The organism is Conyzicola lurida (assembly GCF_014204935.1).
GTDB classification, from domain to species: domain Bacteria; phylum Actinomycetota; class Actinomycetes; order Actinomycetales; family Microbacteriaceae; genus Conyzicola; species Conyzicola lurida.
Window position 1 is genome coordinate 2,541,937 of record NZ_JACHMJ010000001.1, and the last position, 19,588, is coordinate 2,561,524.

Sequence of the window (19,588 nt, forward strand, 5' to 3'; positions counted from 1 at the left end):
CCTTTCGTGGTGGTGGTTCGAGGGTGGATCGGGTCTACTCGGGCGACGCCCGGGCGATGTGCAGGGCGAGGAACGCGACCTCCTCGTTGGGCAGCGTCGACTCGTGCTCCTTGAGCACGAACGCGCGCACGCGCTCGGCCGAGGCGACGGCCCGCGGGTAGCGTTCGCTCAGGCTGTTGAAAAGGAAGTCGTCCTCGCTGGTGAGCAGGCGGCCCGCGAAGAACCGCTCCGCGAAGAACTGCAGGTGGGTGACGAAGCGCGACGAGTTGAGGTCGCGGCGGTCGACCCGCACGTTGCTCGTGTTCGAGACGATCGTGGTGATCGCGCGGATGAGCTGCACGACGCGCAGCGAGTCGACGCCCGTCTTGCCCACCTCGGCGTTGACGAGGTGGAAGGCGACGTTCGCCGCCTCCTCGTCGGGCAGCTCGATCGCGAGCCGCGCGTTGACCCGGGCGACGGCGCGCACGCCCACCTCGTAGTGCGCCGGGTAGACCGTGCGCATCTCCCAGGCGAGGCGGTTGGCCACGAGCAACCCGCGCCGCTGCCGCTCGGCCGCGAAATGCAGGTGGTCGGTGAGGGCGAGGTAGATGTGGGCGTCGAGCTCCAACCCCTCGCCCTCGGCGTCCGCCACGATGGCGCGCGTCAGTTCGACGAACTCCGCCGGGATCTGCGCGAGCAGTTCGACGAGATTGCGGTGGTCGGCGTCGTCGAGCGAGACGAACACGCGGTCACCCGCGGTCGCCTCGATCTCCGTGCCGGCCTTCTGTCCGAAACCGATTCCTTTGCCGAGGAGCACACGCTCCACGCCGCGCTCGTCTTCGACGAGCACGACGGAAGAGTTGAGCACCTTCTTGATGGTCTGCATGTGTGTCTCCGTCGACGTCGGCAGCAGTTCGGCGACAGACGTCATTCCAGGTCGGTGCCGTTCGAGGCGATGACCTTCTGGTACCAGAAGAACGAGTCCTTGCGGTAGCGGTCGCCGGTGCCGTGACCCAGATCATCCTGATCTACGTAGATGAAACCGTATCGCTTGGAGATCTGAGAACTCGACGCACTGATCAGGTCGATCGGCGCCCAGCTCACATAGCCCATCAGATCCACGCCCTCGTCGACGGCCTGGATCATCTGCTCGAAGTGCGCCCGGAAGTAGTCGATGCGGTACGGGTCGTGGATCTTGCCGTCCTCGAGCTCGTCCCGCATACCGAGACCGTTCTCGACGATGAACAGCGGCTTGCCGTAGCGGTCGTAGAGGTCGATCAGCGAGACGCGCAGACCGACGGGGTCGATCTGCCAGCCCCACTCGCTCGACGGCAGGAACGGGTTCTTCACACCGAGGACGGTGTTGCCGGGAGTGCGCTCGGCGTCTTCGCGCACCGACTCGGTCATCGACATGTAGTAGCTGAACGAGATGAAGTCGACCGGGTGCTCGCGCAGCAGCTCCGCGTCGCCGTCCTCGAACGGGATCGTGACGCCCTTGCGCTGCAGCTGGTTGAGCGCGAGACGAGGGTAGGCGCCTCCCGCCTGCACGTCGGTGCACAGGTAGAGCAGCCGCTCCTTGGCCTGCGTCGCCACGACATCGTCGGGGTGGCAGGTGTTCGGGTAGGTGGTGAGCATGGTGAGCATGCAGCCCATCTGCGCTTCGGGGTAGAGCTCGTGCAGGATCTGCGTCACCGAGGCAGAGGCCACGAACTGGTGGTGCAGCGCCGTGTAGCAGGCCTGTTCGAGGTTGCCCTCGACGGTCTCCTCGATGATGCCGCCCGAGGTGAACGGGTGGCGGATGATGCCGTCGATCTCGTTGAACGTGAGCCACATGTCGACGAGGTGGCCGAAGCGCTCGAAGCAGGTGCGGGCGAAACGCTCGAACAGACCGATCGTGCGGCGCTCGACCCAGCCGTTGTGCTTGAGCGCGAGGGCCATGGGCGGGTCGTAGTGCGACAGGGTGACGAGCGGCTCGATGCCCAGACGGCGCATCTCGGTGAACAGCGCCAGGTAGTAGGCGATGCCCTCCTCGAGCGGCTGCTCCTCCTCGCCGGTCGGGTAGAGACGGGTCCACGCGATCGAGACGCGCAGGGTGGTGAAGCCCATCTCGGCGAAGAGCGCGAGGTCCTCCGGGTAGCGGTGGTAGAAGTCGATGCCGCGACGCTTCGGGTAGTACTCGAGGTCGTCGTCGGCCAGCGCGGCCGTGATGCTCGCCACGGTGTTCTGGTGGTGGAGCGCGTACTCCTTCGGGTCCGCCTTGGGCTTGTAGCTCGCGACATCCGACACCGCCGGCCCACGGCCGCCTTCGCGCCACGCGCCTTCGACCTGGTTGGCTGCGACGGCGCCGCCCCATCGGAATCCTTCGGGCAATGCCATCAGGCGAGCTCCTTTTCTTTCTGTGTGATCGAGACGAGCGAGTCGCCCGCCTTCACCGTGCCGGTCGCGAGAACGGCGACGGAGAAGTCCGCGGAGTTCGTGACCAGTACGGGAGTGGTGGTGTCGTAGCCGGCCGCGGTGATGGCCGCGAGGTCGGCTTCGATGAGCAGCTGTCCGGCGACGACGCGGTCGTCGACCGCGACGTGGGCGGTGAAGGGCTTGCCCTCGAGCTGCACGGTGTCGAGACCGACGTGCACGAGCACCTCGACACCGTCGTCGCCGCGGATGCCCACGGCGTGCTTCGAGTCGAGCAGCGCCGTGACGACGCCGGCGATCGGCGCGAGCACCTTTCCGTCGGTCGGGCGGATCGCCACACCCTCGCCGAGGATGCCGGCGGAGAAGACCGCGTCGTCGACCTCGGAGAGCGGTATGACGGAGCCGGCGAGCGGGCTGACCAGCTGCACCGCGCCGTCGATGGGGGCCGGCGCGGCCGCGGCCGTGTCGCCGAACGCGCGCACCGTGGCCGACTTGTCGTCGCGCCAGATGATGACGGCGACGGTGAACGAGACGCCGACGGCGATCGCCAGGCCGATGATCGCGTTGATGAAGTTCCACGGGTCGAGGGCATCGATGAACATCGAGAAGCTCGCGAGTCCGGGGCTGACGACGGCGAACGCCGCCACCTGGGTGATGCCGAGGTAGGCGCCGGCCGTCATGCTTCCGGCGATGACCGAGATCAGGGCGCGGCGGTTCTGCAGGGTGACGCCGTAGAGCGCGGGCTCGGTGATGCCGAACAGCGCGGAGACGCCACCGGAGATCGCGGTCGCCCGCAGGCCGGCGCTCTTGGTGCGTAGCGCGATCGCGAGGCTCGAGCCGGCCTCGCTGAGGTTGTGGGCGAGCGAGGCGACCAGGTAGAACGGGTCCTTGCCGGTGGCGGCGACGGTGGCGATCGTCGGCGGGATGAACGCCTTGTGCATACCCACCGAGATGATCAGGGGCAGAACGCCGGCCATGAGCATGATGGCGACCCAGCCGAGGGTGTCGTACAGGCCGGTCATCGCGCCGGTGAGCAGGGTTCCGAGCCAGTAGCCGAGCGGGCCGAGCAGGAAGATCGTGGCGGGCGCGACGATGATCAGGCACATGAGCGGCACGAAGAACGTGCGGATCGGGCCCCAGGTGATCTTGGTGAAGAACTTCTCGACGACCGAGAGCAGCAGCACGGCGAGGATCGCCGGGAAGACCTGCGCGTTGTAGTTCACGACCGCGACGGGCGCGCCGAACAACGCGACGCCGCCCTCCTGGGCGACGAGGGCGCTGAAGGCCGGGAAGACGAGCACGCCGACGAGTCCGAGCGCGAGCGGCCGGTTCACGTCGAGCTTCTTGGCCGCCGTGTACGCGACGAGCAGCGGGAGGAAGCCGAAGACCGCGTCGGGGATGGTGGAGAGCAGCTTGTAGTTGTCGGTCGCCGGGTCGAGCCAGCCGACGGCGGAGGCGAGTACGAGCAGCGACTTGAAGATACCCGCGCCGGCGATGGCGGGGATGACCGGCGTGAAGACGCTGACCACGAAGTCCATGACGGTGCCGCCGAGGCGCTTCCAGGAGAAGGGACGGCGAACGGCCGGGGCGTCGGTGTCTGCCGCGACGCCGCCGCGCAGCTTCTCGACCGCGGTGTACATCTCGGCGACCTTGCCGCCGACGATGACCTGCGTCTGGGTCGAGCCGATGACGACGCGGATGACGCCGGGGATCTGCTTCAGGGCGGCTTCGTCGGCCTGGCTGTCGTCGACGAGCGCGAACCGCAGCCGCGTCGAGCAGTGATGCAGGTTCGAGATGTTGCCGGCTCCGCCGACGTGCTCAAGGATCGCCTTCGCGCTCTCCTGGGTACTCATGGTTCCTCCGTTGGAATCGAGGACAATCCGCGCTCCACTGCGCTTCCGGGCACAAAAAAAGGACCCGACCACGAGCTGTAGAGCTCAATCGTCGGATCCTGCCTGCATGACCAGTCACATGTCCGTGAGAACGGTAGCACACGCGAATGGGCGCGTCACATCGACGGCTACCAGGTGCCCTCCGGCGATTTGACGACCGGCACGGCCGCCTGCGACCAGTGCGCCCCGTTGGCATAGTGGCTCGAGGCCCAGGGCGAGGCCCAGATCGCCGATTCGATTTGGGCGGTGGGGGCGGATGACGCGAAGCCGGCGACGATCGCGGAGTATCCGGGGTTTCCGTGCAGCGCCTTCGCGGCATTCTGCGCCGCGATGTCGAGCGAGGCGTAGCTGCCGAGACCGCTGCCGCCGCCCGAACCCCACCCGTTGTTCAGCGGATTGTTGCGGTTCCACCAGTCGTCGGTGCCGTTCTCCTGCCGCATCCAGCGGGTGAACACGGTGACGTTCGACTCGGTGATCGGGAATCCCGCGTAGAGCAGCACCAGCTTCGCCCAGTCGTGGTTCGTGCCGCCGGCGACGAAGCTGTCGTGGCCCGAGACGGAGCTGAACGTGTCGCGCGCCACCGTGATCGTCGACGCCTCGGCTGGCACCGTGACCGACTGCGCGTTCGCCACGATGTACTCGTCGAGGACCTCGTCGGCCGACGACCCGGGCGGGAACGCCAGCACCGTGACGGCGCAGGTCGAGAGGGCGACGATGGATGCCGTGACGGCGAGCGCCGCGCGCACGGCGCCGCGCGCGCTGAGCGACAGCGGGGACGCGCGCAACGCGCGGTAGGAGGGGATCTGAGAAGTCATAGGTAGGGGCGACGAACCAGTACTCGGCTCAAGTCGACCCCCACCATGGCAGGGAACCTTGGCAAAACCCTGAGCGGACGCCCGGAAAGCGCCTAGCCGGCGCTCGCGTCGCTGAGTTGCGCGGGGCATTCGCCGCCCGGCGTGGTCGCCAGTTCGAAGTGCCACATCTCGTTCGCGTAGGTCTGGCAGAGGCCGTAGTCAGCGCCGTGCTGGCTCAGCCAGCTGTTCGCGTCGGTGCGTCCGATGTCGACCGCTTCGCCCGTGACATGCTTCGACCGCTCCGGCCCGAGAACGAACTGGCGCGCGATCTCCTCGCTCGCGTAGTTGCGCACCGCGTCGTCGAACAGCAATTGCTGGTACGCCGCGCTGCGCCATCCGCTCGTCACGACGAACTCGACTCCGTCGGCGATCGCCGCGGTCGCGGCATCCTGCATGGCGGCCCTCAGCGCGGGCTCGAGGTTCGCTATCGCCGGAAGCTCGTCGGCGAACGGGGAGACCGAACCGCCTGACTCGATGAAACCGTCGTCGACACCGAGGTCGCTCCACTGCGCCGGCTGCTCCGTCGGCCAGACGGCGACATCCTCCGGTGCGCCGAGCACGACGACAGTCGCCCAACCGGCGCCCGCGACGAGAACCGTGACGAGCGCCGCGGCCAGCCCGCGTCGACGGCGGTACGGGGAGTGCACGCTCCCCCGCGCCGGTGTTCTTTCGAGAATCTGCATGACGGGCCCTTCAGACGACGGATGGCGCATCTCGCGTGCACCGGTACCGCCAGTCCATCAACCTCGCCGTTGCCACAGCGTCTGCGGTTTCGCATATGCCGCCGATATGCGGCCGGTCAGCGCGGGGCGGGGAACACCACGTGCGCGACGAGGCCGCCCGTCGGCGGCGCTTCGAGCCGCAGCACAGCACCGTGCACCTCGGCGATCCGCGCCACGAGGGCGAGCCCGAGCCCGCTCCCCTCCGGGGCGGAACCGGCGCCGGGAGCGCGCGCCACCCGGCCGGCACCACGCACGAACGGCTCGGTGAGGGTGCCGAGGAGGGACGGTGAAACCACCCCGCCCGAGTTCGCGACCTCCAGCTGCACCGTTCCCCGCGGCCCCGTCGACGTGCGCACCGTCACCCATCCCCCGGGCAGGTTGTGGCGGATGCCGTTGAGCACGAGGTTGCCGACGAGCTGCCGCACGAGAGTGGCGCTGCCGTCGATATCGCCCTCGCCGATTTCGCTGTCGATCGTCAGCCCCGCCGCGGTGGCCGCGGGGCGCAGCTCGTCCACGACGCCGGACACGATCTCGGCCACGTCGACCGGGTCGCGCACCAGCCCCGCCGGATCGTCGAGCGAGGCCAGGGCCAGTAACGCGCCGACCACCTCGATGCCGCGGCGGTTGGTCTCGTCGAGACGCAGCAAGAGCCGCGCGAGGTCGATGCCGGCGGGGTCGGCGAGCGCGACATCCAGCATCGATCTCTCGATCGCGTACGGCGTCCGCAACTCGTGGGCCGCGTTGGCGGCGAAGCGGCGCTGCTCGTCGAGGGAACCCTGCAGGCGGTCGAGCATCGAGTCGAAGGTGTCGGCGAGTTCGCGGAATTCGTCGCGCGGGCCGTCGAGACGCACCCGGTCGTCGAGCGAGCCGTCGGATACCCGCCGGGCGACGCCGTTGATCCGCTGGAGCGGCCGGAGCATGCGCCCCGCGAGGAGCCAGCCGCCGACGAGGCCCATCACGGCGAGCACGGCGAAGACCTGCAGCGCCCGCGGCCAGAGGGCTTCGAGCAGGTCGCTGCGGTTCGGCGAGTACGTCGGCACCTCGACGTAGCCGTCGGGCACAAACCGGATGATGTAGAGCAGCACCACGAAGAAGGCGACCGCGGCGAGGAGCAGGAAACCGGCGTAACTCAGGGTCAGCCGGAGGCGCGCGCTCACGGGTCGCCCCCCTCGGCGGATCCGCCCGCCTCGGCGGATCCGCCCAAGCGGTAGCCGACACCCGCGACGGTGTGGATGAGCCACGGGTCACCGAGCCGCTTGCGCAGCGACGAGATGGTGATGCGCACGGCGTTGGTGAACGGGTCGGCGTTCTCGTCCCACGCCTTCTCGAGCAGGGTCTCCGCGCTCACGACGCCGCCGCGGGCCGTCATCAGCACCTCGAGCACCGAAAACTGCTTGCGGGTCACGGCGACGTACCGGCCGTCGCGGTACACCTCGCGGCGGAAAGCGTCGAGGCGGAGCCCCGCGAACTCGCGCACCGGCGGCGCGCTCTCCGCCGGCCGCCGGCCGAGAGCGCGGAGCCGCATCACCAGCTCGCGCAGCTCGAACGGTTTCGTCAGGTAGTCGTCGGCGCCGATCTCGAACCCGCGCACCTTGTCGTCGAGCAGGGCGGCCGCGGTCAGCATCAGGATGCGCGTCGGCAGCCCGTCGGCGACGATGCGACGGGCGACGTCGTCACCGTGAGTGCCCGGGATGTCGCGGTCGAGCACCACCGCGTCGTACTCGTTCACCGCGAGACGTTCGAGCGCCGAGTCGCCGTCCCCGACGATGTCGGCCGAGATCGCCTCCAGCCGCAAACCGTCGCGGATCGCCTCGGCGAGGTAGAGCTCGTCCTCGACTATCAGTACCCGCATGCCCCCATCGTAGAGACGGCCGGATATCGCGGGCGTATGGATCAGGCCGCGCCCGCCCGCCACTTCAGGCTGAGCCAGACGCCGACGACGAGGTTGGTCACGAACGGCACGACGAAGAACAGAATCAGGGCGAGGATGCCGGTCTCCTCGCCGCGCAACAGGAAGATCAGGGCCAGCGCGACGACGGCCGCCGCGACCGAGGTCCAGATCGCGCGCTTCTTCTCGCCCGGCGTCCAGGCCGAGCTGACCCCGACGAGGACGAGCGCGGCGATCCACCCGATGCCCGGGAACACGTACCCGCCCACGACGAGCAACGCGACCGTGATCGCGAGGTACGCACTCGAGCGCTTGGCCGGGCGCGGCGGCACTCCGGCGAGCGCCTCGGCGGCGATGGCGGCGGGGTCGCCGAGCTCGGCGATCCGGGTCTCGGCCGCGGAATCGTCGAGCCCGACCAGCTCTTCTCTGATGCCCGAGACGATGTCGTCGCGCAGGTCGGCAGGCGCGTCGGCGAGGGCGATGCGCAGTCGTTCGAGATAGCGGGTGGCAGTGTTCGACGCTACGGGGTTCATTCGTGACTTCCGTTTCCGACTAGATCGCTGACCGTGTGCGCGAAGGGCGCCCACTGGGTCCTGAATTCTTCGAGTTGGCGCTCTCCCGCGGGCGTGAGCCCGTAGTACTTGCGCGGGCGGTCGGACTCGGCGGCCTGGTCGCTCAGCACCACGAGCCCCTGCGCACGCAGCCGCCCGAGAATCGGGTACAGCGTGCCGATGCTCGCGATGAGTCCGCGGGCGATCAGCTCCTCCGACAGTTTCCAGCCGTAGGTCGCCTCGCGCTGCAGCAGGCCGAGGATGCAGAACTCCACGACTCCCTTGCGCAGTTGCGCCCCGATATCCGTTGCCATGCATTGCACGTTACCTTGCGATGCAAGATAAGTCGAGGGCGTGGTCAGAGTTCGCAACTCCGGCTGGATTTCGGATGCCGCGTCCGGCGCCGCTCAGATCACCGGGTTACCGCGGCTGCGACATCCCCCCGGCACTTTCTGCCTGAGTTGCGACAGCGCCGTTACTCCTCGACCCACTCCAGAAGGTCGCCCGGCTGGCACTGCAGCACCTCGCACATCGCCTCGAGGGTGCTGAAGCGCACGGCCTTGGCGCGGCCGTTCTTGAGCACGGCGACGTTGGCGGGGGTGAGCCCGATGCGGTCGGCGAACTCCCCCACGCTCATCTTGCGCTTGGCCAGCTCGACATCGATCCGCACGACGATGGGCATCAGATCACGATGTCCATGTCGGCGCGCAGCTCGGTCGCCTGGCGCAGCAGGGCGCGCAGCACGACGACGAGCAGGACGAAGACGGCACCGACGAGTACCATGCCGAACAGCAGCACGGGGATACCGGGATCCCGCTCCGGCGAGAAGTAGATGACGACGACGAGGTACGCGGCCGTGCCCGCCAGCAGCACCCAGCCGGCGACGAACGACCAGACGATGCCGTTCACCCAGCCCAACGACGACTCGCTGAAGATTCGGTCCGCCTTGACCGCGGTGAGCAGCTTCCAGGTGCAGACGATGACGACCTGCAGGCAGAGGGCGCCGAGTTCGGCGGCGACGAGCAGCACCCACCCGAGGTGCGCGTACTCACCTCCGCCATCGCCGCTCACGAATTGACCCGGCAGGCTGAGCAGCTGCATCAACAGCAGAAAGGCGAAGAGCGCGACGAGGAAGATCCTGAGCAGTACCACCGGCAGAGTGAGTCTCGACATGCATCGATAGTCGCCCTGAATCTATCGAAAGTCAATAGGTATTGCCGGGACCGAACCAGACAGTGGTGTCAGGCGGCAGCGCTCCCGCGTCGAGCGGGCCGCTGGTGAGCAGCGCGTCATCGCGGTCGAGCACGAACGGCAGCAGGCCGAAGTTCGTGACGACCTCCCAACCGTTCGGCCGACGGAACCGCAGCACGTCGTCACGCCCGGTGTCGACCCAGGCGAGCCGTTCGGCGGACTGCAGTTCGCGGCGCAGCGCGAGGGCGCGGCGGTAGAGCGAGAGAGTGGATGACGCGTCCGCTTCTTCGCGCTCCACCGAGTAATCCGCGAACCACGGGGGTTGCGGCAGGTGGGCTCCGTCGGGCCCGAACCCGAACGAGCTGCCCGACGCCGTCCAGGGCAGCGGCACGCGACATCCGTCTCGCCCGTAGTCGGTGCCCTCGCTTCGGAAGAAGGTGGGGTCTTGCCGGTCCTCGGGCCCGATCTCGGCGACCTCGTGCAGGCCGAGTTCTTCGCCCTGGTAGATGTAACTCGCCCCGGGCAGCGCGAGCATAAAGAGCGTCGCGGCCCGCGCCCGCCGTTCGCCACGCCCGCGGTCGAGCACGGGGTCCACTCCACCGGAGATCACCCAGTCGGTGCCGTGCTTGCGCACCGGGGCGCCGCCCGCGTCGCGGTCGGGGTGCGGGAGCCCGTACCTCGTCGCGTGGCGCACGACGTCGTGGTTCGACAGCACCCAGGTGCTCGACGAGCCCGACTGCTCCGCGAGCTCGAGGTTGTCGACGACGATGCGGCGGAACTGCGCGGCGTCGAAGTCGGCGAGCAGCAGGTCGAAGTTGAAGGCCTGGCCGAGGCTGTCGCGGCTGGCGTAGAGAGGCACGCGCGACCGGTGGACCCACGCCTCGGCGACGGCGGTGCGGGGCGGGTCGTAGGAATCGAAGACCCGACGCCACTCCGCGTAGACCTCGTGCACGTCATCCCGGTCGACCATCGGGTGCAGGCCGTCGACCGGCAGGGCGTCGAGTTCGCTGCGCGAGAGCAGCGGCTCGGTCAGGTCTTTCGTGAGCATGTGCGCCACGTCGATGCGGAACCCGTCGACACCGCGGTCGGACCAGAAGCGCAGGGTGGTGACGAAGTCGGCACGCACCTCGGGGTTCGCCCAGTTGAGGTCGGGCTGCTCGACGGCGAAACTGTGCAGGTACCACTGGCCGTCGGCCACGCGTTCCCACGCCGGCCCGCCGAACATCGACACCCAGTCGGTGGGTGGCTCCGCGCCATCCGGACCCGTGCCCTCACGGAAGAGGTACCGCTCACGGGCGGCGGACCCGCGGCCGGCATCGAGCGCCTCCTGGAACCACTCGTGCTGGTCGGAGGTGTGGTTCGGCACGATGTCGACGACGATCTTGACGCCCCGCGCGTGCAGCGCGGCTACCAGCTCGTCGAAGTCGGCGAGGGTGCCGAGGCGCGGGTCGACGTCGCGGTAGTCGGCGACGTCGTAGCCGCCGTCGGCGAGCGCGGACGGGTAGAACGGGCTCAGCCAGACGGCGTCGATGCCGAGCCGCTCGAGGTAGTCGATCCGCGAGGTGATGCCGGCGATGTCGCCGAGCGCGTCACCGTTCGAATCGGCGAAACTGCGCGGGTAGATCTGGCAGACCGCGCCCTGTCGCCACCATTCCTCGGTCGGCTCCATCGCCCATCCCTTCACCACGCTGCTGAACTGTGTCTGCACGATACTCTGCAGCGCCTGCGGGGCCAACTCGGCGGACTACAGCACGTGGTGCCGCCCGCTCGGCAGCACGAGCGGCTTTCCCGTCAGCGGGTCGCCGATGACGCGGCTGTCGAGGCCGAACACCTCTTTCACCACCACCTCGGTGATGACCTCGCCCGGTCCGCCGATGGCGTGCACGCGGCCGTCGCGCACGGCGACCAGCTCGTCGGCGTAGCGGGCTGCGAGGTTGAGGTCGTGGAGCACCATCACGATCGTGGTGCCGCGTTCGCGGTTGAGGTCGGTGAGCAGGTCGAGCACCTCGATCTGATGGGCGACATCGAGGAACGTCGTCGGTTCGTCGAGGAGCAGGATGTCGGTCTCCTGGGCGAGCGCCATGGCGATCCAGACGCGCTGCTGCTGGCCGCCCGAGAGCTCGTCGACCGAGCGGTCGGCGAGGTCGGAGATGCCCGTGGCGGCGAGCGCGTCGGCGACGGCCTCGTAGTCGCGCGGGCTCCAGCGGGCGAGCATGCGCTGGTGCGGATGGCGTCCGCGGCCGACCAGGTCGGCGACGGCGATGCCCTCGGGGGCGACGGGGCGCTGCGGCAGCAGGCCGAGGGTGCGGGCGATCTCCTTCGAGTGCTGCTGCTGCAACGAGGTGCCGTCGAGCATGACCCGGCCCTCCTTCGGCGGGAGCAGCCGGGCGAGGGCGCGCAGCAGCGTCGACTTGCCGCAGCCGTTCGCGCCGACGATGACGGTGATCTTGCCCGGTGCGATGGCGAGGTCGAGCGACTCGACGACGAGGCGGTCGCCGTAGGCCAAGGTGATGCCCTCGGCGGCGAGTTGGTGGGCGTGGGTCATATCGAGCCTCCCGTGCGGTTCGATCGGATGAGGAGGTAGACGAGGTACGGGGCACCGAGCACACCGGTGATCACGCCGACCGGGTAGCGGTTGTCGAACGCGAACTGCCCGACGAGGTCGGCCGAGAGCACCAGCAGCGCGCCGACGAGGCCGGACGACAGCGCGAGGGACGCGCCGGGCCCGACGATGCGCGCCGCGATCGGGCCGGCCATGAACGCGACGAACGCGATGGGGCCGCTCGCCGCGGTGGCGAAGGCGAGCAGCGCGACGGCACCGACGATGAGCACGACGCGGGTGCGCTGCACGTGCACGCCGAGGGCGGCGGCCGAATCGTCGCCGAGGCGCAGCGCACCGAGGTGGCGCTCGTGCAGCAGCAGAACGGGGATCAGCACCACGCACGCCAGGGCGACCGGCATGATCTTCGACCACGAGGCGCCGTTGAGACTTCCCGTGAGCCACTGCATCGCCATCTGCAGATCCCACGACGCGGCGCGCGACAGCACGTAGGAGACGACGCTGTCGAGCATCGCCGCGACGCCGATGCCGATCAGGATGAGCCGGGTGCCCGCGAAGCCTTTGCGGTTGGCGAGCAGGTAGATCGCCGCCGCGGTGAGCAGGGCGGCCCCGAGGGCGAGCAGCGACACGGCGGACTCGGTGAACCCGAACACGATGATGCCGACGACCGCGGCGGCACTCGCGCCCGAGCTAATTCCGATGATGTCGGGGCTCGCGAGCGGGTTGCGCAGCATGGTCTGGAAGGTGACGCCGGCGATGCCGAAGCAGAAGCCCGTGATCAGGCCGAGGGTCGCCCGCGGCAGGCGCAGCTCGCCGACCGTGAAGGATGCGCCGGGAACCGTCTCGCCGAGGATGACGCGCACGACCTTGTCGATTCCGTAGAACGTGTTGCCGACCATGAGGCTGAGCAGGAACACCGCGAGCACCGCCGCGGCGATCCCGCCGGTGAGCGCGGCGCGACGCCGGACGCGCGCTCGGCGGCCCGCGACGAGAGCGACGCCGCTCACAGCTCGCGCACTCTCTGCCGGCGGACGATCCAGATGAAGAAGGGGGCGCCGATGAACGCGGTGATGATTCCGACCTCGATCTCCTGGGGGCGCGCGACGACCCGGCCGACGACGTCGGCGGCCACGAGCAGGGCCGCGCCGACGACCGCGGAGAACGGCAGGAGCCAGCGCAGGTCGGTTCCGACGATGAGGCGGCAGAGGTGTGGGACGACGAGGCCGACGAAGCCGATCGGGCCGGCGATGGCGGTCGCCGCACCGCAGAGGATGACGGCGCCTGCGGCGGCGATCAGGCGGGCGCGGAGCACGTTCTCGCCGAGGCCGGCCGCGAGGTCGTCGCCGAGCGCGAGCATGTTCATGCCGCGCGCCGAGAAGAAGCAGATGGCCGCGCCGACGACGAGGAACGGAATGATCAGGCCGACGCGGTCCCACGTCGCTCCCCCGACGCCGCCGATCTGCCAGAAGCGGAACGTGGTCAGCACGTCGATCCGGGGCAGCAGGATGGCGCTGATGAGCGAGCTGAACGTGGCCGAGATCGCGGCCCCGGCGAGCGCGAGTTTGAGCGGGGTCGCGCCGTCACGGCCGAGCGACCCGACGGTGTAGACGAAGGCGGCGGCGAGCGCGGCGCCCCCGATGGCGACCCAGATGTAGAGGAACGGGTCGGACATGCCGAAGAAGGCGATGCCCGTGACCACGGCGAGTCCGGCACCGGTCGAGACGCCGAGGATTCCGGGGTCGGCGAGCGGGTTGCGGGTGACCGCCTGCATCGTCGCTCCCGAGAGCGCGAGAGCCGCGCCCACGAGCAATGCGAGCACGGTTCGCGGGATGCGCTTGATGACCGCGGCCTCCGAGATGCCGTCGGTGGTGCCGCCGAGGGCGGAGAACACCTCGCTGAACGAGACCTCCCGGGTGCCGAAGGCGACCGAGAGCACGAACAGCAGCGCGAGCACGGCGAGGCCCACGAATAACCAGATCAGACGAACTGCCGTCGAACGTCGCAAACGAGCGACGTCCGACGGCAGGACGCTGGGGTGAGGCTGGATCAACCGGCGAACGGCGCGGCCAGGAGACCGAAGTACTCGTCGACGCCCCATCCGATGGAGAGCGGCGACGGGTTGGCGGATGCCGCGAGCGGCGTTCCGTTCTCGAACACCACGATGTTGCCGGCGGCGATCGCGGGGATCTGCGAGAGCAGGGGGTCGGCCTGCAGGTCGGCGACGATCGTTCCGCCGGCGTCGCCGTAGGTCACGAACACGTCGACGTCGGAGAAGCGGTCGGCCTCTTCGGAGCTGACGGTGACGTAGAACTCGTCGGTGCCCTCGGACTCCTCGGTGACGATCTCGGGCATGGGCAGACCGTGGTCGGCGAGGAAGCCGGGACGCGTGTCGTGGCTCGTGTAGAAGCCGATCTGGCTGAAGTCGGTCGGGTCGATGAAGGAGAACAGCACCTTCTTGCCCTCCAGCTCGGGGTGGTTCGCGAGTGCGGCGTCGGTCTCGCTCTCGAGGTCGGCGACGAGCTGCTCGCCCTCTGCTTCGAGGCCGAGGGCCTTCGAGTTGAGCAGCGTCATCTCGCTGAGCGATGCTCCCCATGCGACATCCGGGTACGCCACGACGGGGGCGATCTTGGAGAGGGTGTCGTACTCCTCCTGGCTCAGCCCCGAATAGGCGGCGAGGATGACGTCGGGCTCGGTGTCGGCCACGGCCTCGAAGTCGATGCCGTCGGTCTCGTCGAACAGCACGGGCGTTTCGGCGCCGAGCTCCTCGAGTGTGTCCTCGACCCACGGCAGCACGCCGTTGTCGTCGTCGTCGCCCCAGGTGACCTTGCTCATGCCGACCGGCACGATGCCGAGGGCCAGCGGCACCTCGTGGTTCGACCAGGCGACGGTCGCGACGCGTTCGGGCTTCGACTCGATGGTCGTGGTGCCGTAGACGTGCTCGATCGTGACGGGGAAGACACCGTCGCCGGCGGCGGCCTCGGTGTCGTCCGCGGCGGGTGCGCAGGCGGAGAGGGAGAGGGCGACTGTGGCGACGGCGACGACGCCGAAGATGCGGAGGGAGCTCAAGCTGTTCCTTCGGTAGGGGGCTGTGTTATGTAAGGCTTACCTACCCTAATGGTAGATTGGGGGCGATGTGCACCCCCATTGACGATGATCTCGCCGCGGCCCTCGCCCCCGACCGCCTCTCCCTGTGGACGGCCGACCGGGGACCCCAGCCGTCGACGGTCTACGTGGAGCGTGCCGACGGGGTGCCGATCGCCGCCGTGCTGGCCACCCGGCGACCGGCGACGGCGGCGACGAAAATCGCCGACGTCTGGCTGTCCGACGGCGCCGGAGCCGAGGCCGCCCTCGCGAAACTCGTCGATGCCGTGGTCGACGAGTCGCTCTCCCGCGGCGACGTCGCGGTGAAGTGGCAGGGCGTCGTCGCGTCGCCGGAGCGCTACGGCTTCACCCCTCTGCGCACGCCCTACGCCTCCGCGCCCGGCACCGAGGGAGTCGCCGGGTTCGTCCGCTGGCTACGGCCGGTGCCGCACGACGAACCGCCGTACTACTCGCAGACCAGCACCTTCACCTGCGGCGCGGTGACCGCGCTGCTCGCGTCCGAGATCCGCGGCTCGGGCGGCTTCGGCGCTGACGCGGGCAATCGCGACCGCGAACTCGATTTCTGGCGCACGGCGAGCAACTATCCGACCTGCGAACCGGTGGGGTTGGCTGTCGCCCTCCGCGAATCATTGGATGACGCGGCCGGCACGAATCCCGTCGAGGTGTTCCTCGACCACGACGGTCCGGTGCTGCTCGAGTCGTACACCGCGGCCTTCGACCGGTCATTCCGCGCCGAGCTGCAGGCGAACTCCCTGCAGAAGGCGCTCGGGTCCGACATCGCCGTGCGCCGCGAGCGCGTGTCGGTCGCCGAGATCGAGTCGCGCCTTCGGGACGGCGAACTGGCACTTCTGCTCATCGACCTCGAGCCGATGTACGGGTTCACCGTGCCGCACTGGGTGCTGGCGCACTCCGCCGGCGACGGCGTGGTCGTCATCGACGATCCGTGGATCTCGGTGAACTGGGGCGAGACCTGGGTCGACGCGCACGAGCTGCCGATAGCGACGGCCGACCTCGACCGCATGCTCGCCTGGGGAGACGACGGCTACCGCGGCGTCGTGTTCCTGCGCCGCCCCTAGGCGCGCAGTCCCGCCAGGAACTCCCGCACCGCGAACGTCACGAACCCGGGGCGCTCGTCGAGCAGCCCGTGGCCCGCGCCCGGCACGATGCAGAGCTGCGCGCCCGGGATCGACTCCGCCATGAGCGCGCTGTGGTCGAGCCGGATCACGTCGTGGTCGCCCGCCATGATCAGCGTCGGCGATTCCACGCGCGCGAGGTCGGCGGGCGCGATCGCGGGTTCCGTCGTCCACAGGCGCGTCAGCTTCTCCATCACGACATCGGCGTGTTCGGGACCGTCGGGCGACAGCTCGTCGTACCACTGGCGGGCGCGGTCGGGGTCGGCCGCGACATCCGCCCCCTCGTTCTTCTCGGCCTCGCCCGAGCTCGCGACGAAACCGGCCGGGTCGAGATTGCCGCTGATCGAGACGAGAGACCGGATGCGGCGGGGATGCTGCAGCGCGACGAGCAGACCGATGATCGCGCCGTCGCTGAAGCCCACGATGTGCGCGTCGGCGAGCCCGACCTCGTCCAGGTAGGCGATCGTGTCGGCGACGCTCTCGGCGTAGCCCATCGGGCCCGCGCGGTCGGGCGAGCGGCCGTGACCCGGGCGCTCGGGGGCGTAGACCGTGTAGTCGCCGCTCAGCGCCTCGAGCTGCGGGCGCATCATCTCGATCGAGCAGAAGCCCCCGTGCAGCAGGAGCACGGGCTCCCCCGCCCCGTGGATCTCGTGGTAGATCGGGGTGCCGCGCACGGTCGTCATGGTCATGCCGAGTGATCCTACAGAAACGGCCCGGCCCCCTGAGGGACCGGGCCGTTTCCGACTACTTGGCGACCAGGACGGGGTCGTCTGCCGGCGGGACGGGGTGGGAGCGCTCGAGCGAGGCACCCTCGACGTCGACGTTCGGCAGGATGCGGTCGAGCCACTTCGGCATCCACCAGGCCGCGTCACCGAGGAGGTGCATGACCGCCGGGATGATGAGCAGGCGCACGACGAACGCGTCGAGCAGCACGCCGAGCGCGAGGCCCAGACCGATCGACTGGATCATGACCGAGTTGGAGAACATGAATCCGCCGAAGACGGAGATCATGATCAGCGCCGCAGCGATGACCACGCTGCGGCCGGCGTGCAGACCGCGCTGCACCGCGAGGCGCGACGGCGTGCCGTGGGCGTACGCCTCGCGCATGCCGCTGACCAGGAACAGCTGGTAGTCCATCGCGAGTCCGAACAGGATTCCCACCACGAGGATCGGCAGGAAGCTCAGGATCGGGCCCGGATCGTGCACACCGAAGACCGGCGCGAGCCAACCCCACTGGAATACCGCGGTGATGCCGCCGAAGGCCGCGAAGAGCGAGAGCACGAAGCCGAGGGTCGCCGTGACCGGCACGAGGATCGAGCGGAACACGAAGATCAGGATGATCAGCGAGAGTCCGACGACGACGAGCAGGTAGAGCGGCAGGGCGTCGGCGAGCTTCTCGCTGACGTCGATGTTGCCCGACGCGTTGCCGGCGACGCCGAGGGTGGCGACACCGTCGATCTCGAGGCCGCGCAGGTCGCGCACGAGCTGCTCGGTCGACTCGCTGGTCGGGCCCTCGCCGGGCACGACCTGGAAGGCGAGCAGCATGTCGTCATCCGACGCGCCGATCGGGGCGATGGCGACGACGTCGTTCTCGGCCTTCAGGATGGTGCCGATGCGCACCTGCTCCGAGATCAGCGTGTCGTCGGTGACGGCCTCGTCGAGGTCGGCCACGACGATGAGCGGGCCGTTGACTCCCGCGCCGAACTTGTCGTCGATGAGCTTGTACGCCTTGTAGGCGCTCGAGTCGACCGGCTCGGACGATCCGGCCGGCAGACCGAGCCGCATCGAGAGCGCGGGGATCGCGACGATGAGCAGCACGGCGATACCGGCGACCACCGTGATGACGGCGCGCACGGTGTTCATCGGCTTCTGCGGCACGCGCGACTTCTCGTCGGCCTTGCCGATGCGGGCGCGGGCCTTCTTCGTCAGGATCTTGTCGCCGACGAGGCTGAGCACGGCGGGCGTGAGCGTCACGGCGATCAGGATCGCGACGAGCACGCAGATCGCGCCGACGGTTCCCATCAGGCCGAGGAACGGGATGCCGGTCAGGTTGAGGGCCAGCAGCGCGATGAGCACGGTGGAGCCGGCGAAGACGACCGCGTTGCCCGAGGTGCCGTTCGCGAGTCCGATCGACTCCTGGAGCGGGACGCCGTTGCGCAACTGGGTGCGGTGCCGGTTGAGGATGAAGAGCGAGTAGTCGATGCCGACTGCGAGGCCGAGCATCACGCCCAGCACCGGGGTGACCGAGAGCATGGTGACGGTTCCCGACAGCGCGAGCGAGGCGAGCACGCCGACTCCGACGCCGATGATGGCGTTGATCAGCGGCAGGCTGGCGCCGATGAGCGTGCCGAGCATGACGAAGAGCACGATCGCGGCGAAGATGACGCCGCCGATTTCTCCCGGGCCGAGGATCTCGGGGATGCTCGCGGCGATGTCGTTGGACACCTCGACGTCGACGCCGTCGATGTCGGCGTCGTTCATCGCGTCGACGATCGCTTCCTTCGCTTCGGCGGGCACGAGGTTCAGCGACTTGTCGAACTGGATGCCGGCGACCGCGGTGGTGCCGTCGTTCGAGACCTGGCGGATTTCTGCGGCGAGGTCGAGCAGCGAGGCGCCGTCCTCGAGCGTGGTGGACTGCGTCTCGAGTTCGGTGCGGCCCTCGTCGAGGGTGGTCTGCTGGGCCTCGATCTGCGCGGTTCCGGCGTCGATCTGGGCCTGTCCGGCCGCGATCTGCGCCTGCGCGGCGGCGGAATCGCCGGCCTGTGCGGCGAGCGCGTCGAGCTGAGCCTGTCCGGCGGCGATCTGGGCCTTCGCGGCGTCGATCTGGGCCTGGCCCGCCTCGAGCTGCGTGGTCGCATCGGCGATCTGCTGACGGCCGGCGGCGATCGTGTCGGCCTGCCCGTCGATCTGCGCCTGGGTGTCGAACGGGTTGGTGGTCGCCTTCACGTCGTCGAGCTCTTCGGTGTCGGTGAGCAGGTCGCCGATGGCGGTCTGCTGCGCCTCGGTGAAGGGCTCGTCGTCAGACGTCGTGAAGACCACGGTGCCGCGGCCACCGCTGGCGGCCGGGAACTCGTCGGCGAGCTGGTCGCTCACCGTCTGGGTCGCGGTGCCGGGGATGCTCACCGCGGAGGAGAGCGTGCCGCCGAACAGCGCGAACGCGCCGCCGGCGAGGGCGAGAATCGCCAGCCATGCGACGATGACCAACCATGCTCGACGGGCGGAGAACCGACCGATTCGGTAGAGAAGGGATGCCATGTTCCTCAGGATCTTTCTAAATGGGCGGGCGTTGTGTTGTCGATCTCAC

19 protein-coding genes are annotated in these 19,588 nt (G+C 69.2%); 1 reads left to right on the top strand and 18 read right to left on the bottom strand.

Annotated elements, in window-relative coordinates; genetic code table 11:
* Positions 1-34: 34 nt before the first annotated feature.
* The 16 genes from HD599_RS12400 to HD599_RS12475 all read right to left on the bottom strand — a co-directional run bounded on the left by HD599_RS12400 (position 35) and on the right by HD599_RS12475 (position 15,115).
* Positions 35-910 (bottom strand): PRD domain-containing protein, encoded by an 876-nt coding sequence (locus HD599_RS12400; protein WP_246376199.1) that lies wholly within the window; start codon positions 908-910, stop codon positions 35-37.
* Positions 907-2,355: a glycoside hydrolase family 1 protein gene (locus HD599_RS12405; RefSeq protein ID WP_281381839.1), complete on the bottom strand. Its 1,449-nt coding sequence runs from the start codon at positions 2,353-2,355 to the stop codon at positions 907-909. The genes HD599_RS12400 and HD599_RS12405 overlap by 4 nt, the downstream gene beginning before the upstream one ends.
* Entirely contained in the window at positions 2,355-4,244 is a 1,890-nt protein-coding gene (locus tag HD599_RS12410; protein WP_184238020.1) for a beta-glucoside-specific PTS transporter subunit IIABC, read from the bottom strand. The genes HD599_RS12405 and HD599_RS12410 overlap by 1 nt, the downstream gene beginning before the upstream one ends.
* Before the next feature lie 167 nt (positions 4,245-4,411).
* Positions 4,412-5,098 (bottom strand): hypothetical protein, encoded by a 687-nt coding sequence (locus tag HD599_RS12415; RefSeq protein WP_184238022.1) that lies wholly within the window; start codon positions 5,096-5,098, stop codon positions 4,412-4,414.
* 92 nt (positions 5,099-5,190) lie between these two features.
* On the bottom strand, positions 5,191-5,820 hold the full coding sequence (locus tag HD599_RS12420) for a M15 family metallopeptidase (protein WP_184238024.1): 630 nt from the start codon (positions 5,818-5,820) through the stop codon (positions 5,191-5,193).
* Between the two features lie 116 nt (positions 5,821-5,936).
* Positions 5,937-7,016, bottom strand: coding sequence for an ATP-binding protein (locus HD599_RS12425; RefSeq protein WP_184238026.1), 1,080 nt, complete (start codon positions 7,014-7,016; stop codon positions 5,937-5,939).
* Positions 7,013-7,711 (bottom strand): response regulator transcription factor, encoded by a 699-nt coding sequence (locus tag HD599_RS12430; RefSeq protein ID WP_184238028.1) that lies wholly within the window; start codon positions 7,709-7,711, stop codon positions 7,013-7,015. The genes HD599_RS12425 and HD599_RS12430 overlap by 4 nt, the downstream gene beginning before the upstream one ends.
* Positions 7,712-7,752: 41 nt before the next feature.
* The gene (locus HD599_RS12435) at positions 7,753-8,280 is read right to left on the bottom strand and encodes an HAAS signaling domain-containing protein (protein ID WP_184238029.1); all 528 of its coding nucleotides are present in this window, start codon (positions 8,278-8,280) and stop codon (positions 7,753-7,755) included.
* Positions 8,277-8,612, bottom strand: a complete 336-nt coding sequence (locus tag HD599_RS12440) for a PadR family transcriptional regulator (RefSeq protein WP_184238031.1) — start codon at positions 8,610-8,612, stop codon at positions 8,277-8,279. The genes HD599_RS12435 and HD599_RS12440 overlap by 4 nt, the downstream gene beginning before the upstream one ends.
* Before the next feature lie 161 nt (positions 8,613-8,773).
* Positions 8,774-8,980, bottom strand: a complete 207-nt coding sequence (locus tag HD599_RS12445) for a helix-turn-helix domain-containing protein (protein ID WP_184238033.1) — start codon at positions 8,978-8,980, stop codon at positions 8,774-8,776.
* The gene (locus tag HD599_RS12450; protein ID WP_184238035.1) at positions 8,980-9,471 is read right to left on the bottom strand and encodes a DUF2975 domain-containing protein; all 492 of its coding nucleotides are present in this window, start codon (positions 9,469-9,471) and stop codon (positions 8,980-8,982) included. Before HD599_RS12450 ends, HD599_RS12445 begins: the two co-directional genes overlap by 1 nt.
* A 31-nt stretch (positions 9,472-9,502) precedes the next feature.
* Positions 9,503-11,158, bottom strand: coding sequence for a glycoside hydrolase family 13 protein (locus HD599_RS12455; RefSeq protein WP_184240602.1), 1,656 nt, complete (start codon positions 11,156-11,158; stop codon positions 9,503-9,505).
* 75 nt (positions 11,159-11,233) lie between these two features.
* On the bottom strand, positions 11,234-12,034 hold the full coding sequence (locus tag HD599_RS12460) for an ABC transporter ATP-binding protein (protein ID WP_184238037.1): 801 nt from the start codon (positions 12,032-12,034) through the stop codon (positions 11,234-11,236).
* A complete protein-coding gene (locus tag HD599_RS12465; RefSeq protein WP_343062048.1) occupies positions 12,031-13,056 on the bottom strand; it encodes a FecCD family ABC transporter permease in 1,026 nt (341 codons plus the stop codon). Before HD599_RS12465 ends, HD599_RS12460 begins: the two co-directional genes overlap by 4 nt.
* Positions 13,053-14,015, bottom strand: coding sequence for a FecCD family ABC transporter permease (locus HD599_RS12470; RefSeq protein ID WP_343062049.1), 963 nt, complete (start codon positions 14,013-14,015; stop codon positions 13,053-13,055). Before HD599_RS12470 ends, HD599_RS12465 begins: the two co-directional genes overlap by 4 nt.
* An 80-nt stretch (positions 14,016-14,095) precedes the next feature.
* Entirely contained in the window at positions 14,096-15,115 is a 1,020-nt protein-coding gene (locus tag HD599_RS12475; RefSeq protein WP_184238041.1) for an iron-siderophore ABC transporter substrate-binding protein, read from the bottom strand.
* 65 nt (positions 15,116-15,180) lie between these two features.
* Here HD599_RS12475 and HD599_RS12480 point away from each other — a divergent pair, with 65 nt between their 5' ends.
* Entirely contained in the window at positions 15,181-16,227 is a 1,047-nt protein-coding gene (locus HD599_RS12480; protein ID WP_184238043.1) for a peptidase C39 family protein, read from the top strand.
* Here the strand turns inward: HD599_RS12480 and HD599_RS12485 are convergent.
* On the bottom strand, positions 16,224-16,973 hold the full coding sequence (locus tag HD599_RS12485; RefSeq protein WP_184238045.1) for an alpha/beta fold hydrolase: 750 nt from the start codon (positions 16,971-16,973) through the stop codon (positions 16,224-16,226). The genes HD599_RS12480 and HD599_RS12485 overlap by 4 nt on opposite strands.
* 55 nt (positions 16,974-17,028) lie before the next feature.
* Positions 17,029-19,539, bottom strand: coding sequence for an MMPL family transporter (locus tag HD599_RS12490; RefSeq protein ID WP_184238047.1), 2,511 nt, complete (start codon positions 19,537-19,539; stop codon positions 17,029-17,031).
* Positions 19,540-19,588: the final 49 nt, after the last annotated feature.

Excerpts from the sequence above, each read along its gene's own strand:
- HD599_RS12400 (WP_246376199.1), bottom strand. The coding sequence starts at position 910 with ATGACGTCTGTCGCCGAACTGCTGCCGACGTCGACGGAGACACACATG.
- HD599_RS12405 (WP_281381839.1), bottom strand. The coding sequence starts at position 2,355 with ATGGCATTGCCCGAAGGATTCCGATGGGGCGGCGCCGTCGCAGCCAAC.
- HD599_RS12410 (WP_184238020.1), bottom strand. The coding sequence starts at position 4,244 with ATGAGTACCCAGGAGAGCGCGAAGGCGATCCTTGAGCACGTCGGCGGA.
- HD599_RS12415 (WP_184238022.1), bottom strand. The coding sequence starts at position 5,098 with ATGACTTCTCAGATCCCCTCCTACCGCGCGTTGCGCGCGTCCCCGCTG.
- HD599_RS12420 (WP_184238024.1), bottom strand. The coding sequence starts at position 5,820 with ATGCAGATTCTCGAAAGAACACCGGCGCGGGGGAGCGTGCACTCCCCG.
- HD599_RS12430 (WP_184238028.1), bottom strand. The coding sequence starts at position 7,711 with ATGCGGGTACTGATAGTCGAGGACGAGCTCTACCTCGCCGAGGCGATC.
- HD599_RS12435 (WP_184238029.1), bottom strand. The coding sequence starts at position 8,280 with ATGAACCCCGTAGCGTCGAACACTGCCACCCGCTATCTCGAACGACTG.
- HD599_RS12440 (WP_184238031.1), bottom strand. The coding sequence starts at position 8,612 with ATGGCAACGGATATCGGGGCGCAACTGCGCAAGGGAGTCGTGGAGTTC.
- HD599_RS12445 (WP_184238033.1), bottom strand. The coding sequence starts at position 8,980 with ATGCCCATCGTCGTGCGGATCGATGTCGAGCTGGCCAAGCGCAAGATG.
- HD599_RS12450 (WP_184238035.1), bottom strand. The coding sequence starts at position 9,471 with ATGTCGAGACTCACTCTGCCGGTGGTACTGCTCAGGATCTTCCTCGTC.
- HD599_RS12455 (WP_184240602.1), bottom strand. The coding sequence starts at position 11,158 with ATGGAGCCGACCGAGGAATGGTGGCGACAGGGCGCGGTCTGCCAGATC.
- HD599_RS12460 (WP_184238037.1), bottom strand. The coding sequence starts at position 12,034 with ATGACCCACGCCCACCAACTCGCCGCCGAGGGCATCACCTTGGCCTAC.
- HD599_RS12480 (WP_184238043.1), top strand. The coding sequence starts at position 15,181 with ATGTGCACCCCCATTGACGATGATCTCGCCGCGGCCCTCGCCCCCGAC.
- HD599_RS12485 (WP_184238045.1), bottom strand. The coding sequence starts at position 16,973 with ATGACCATGACGACCGTGCGCGGCACCCCGATCTACCACGAGATCCAC.
- HD599_RS12490 (WP_184238047.1), bottom strand. The coding sequence starts at position 19,539 with ATGGCATCCCTTCTCTACCGAATCGGTCGGTTCTCCGCCCGTCGAGCA.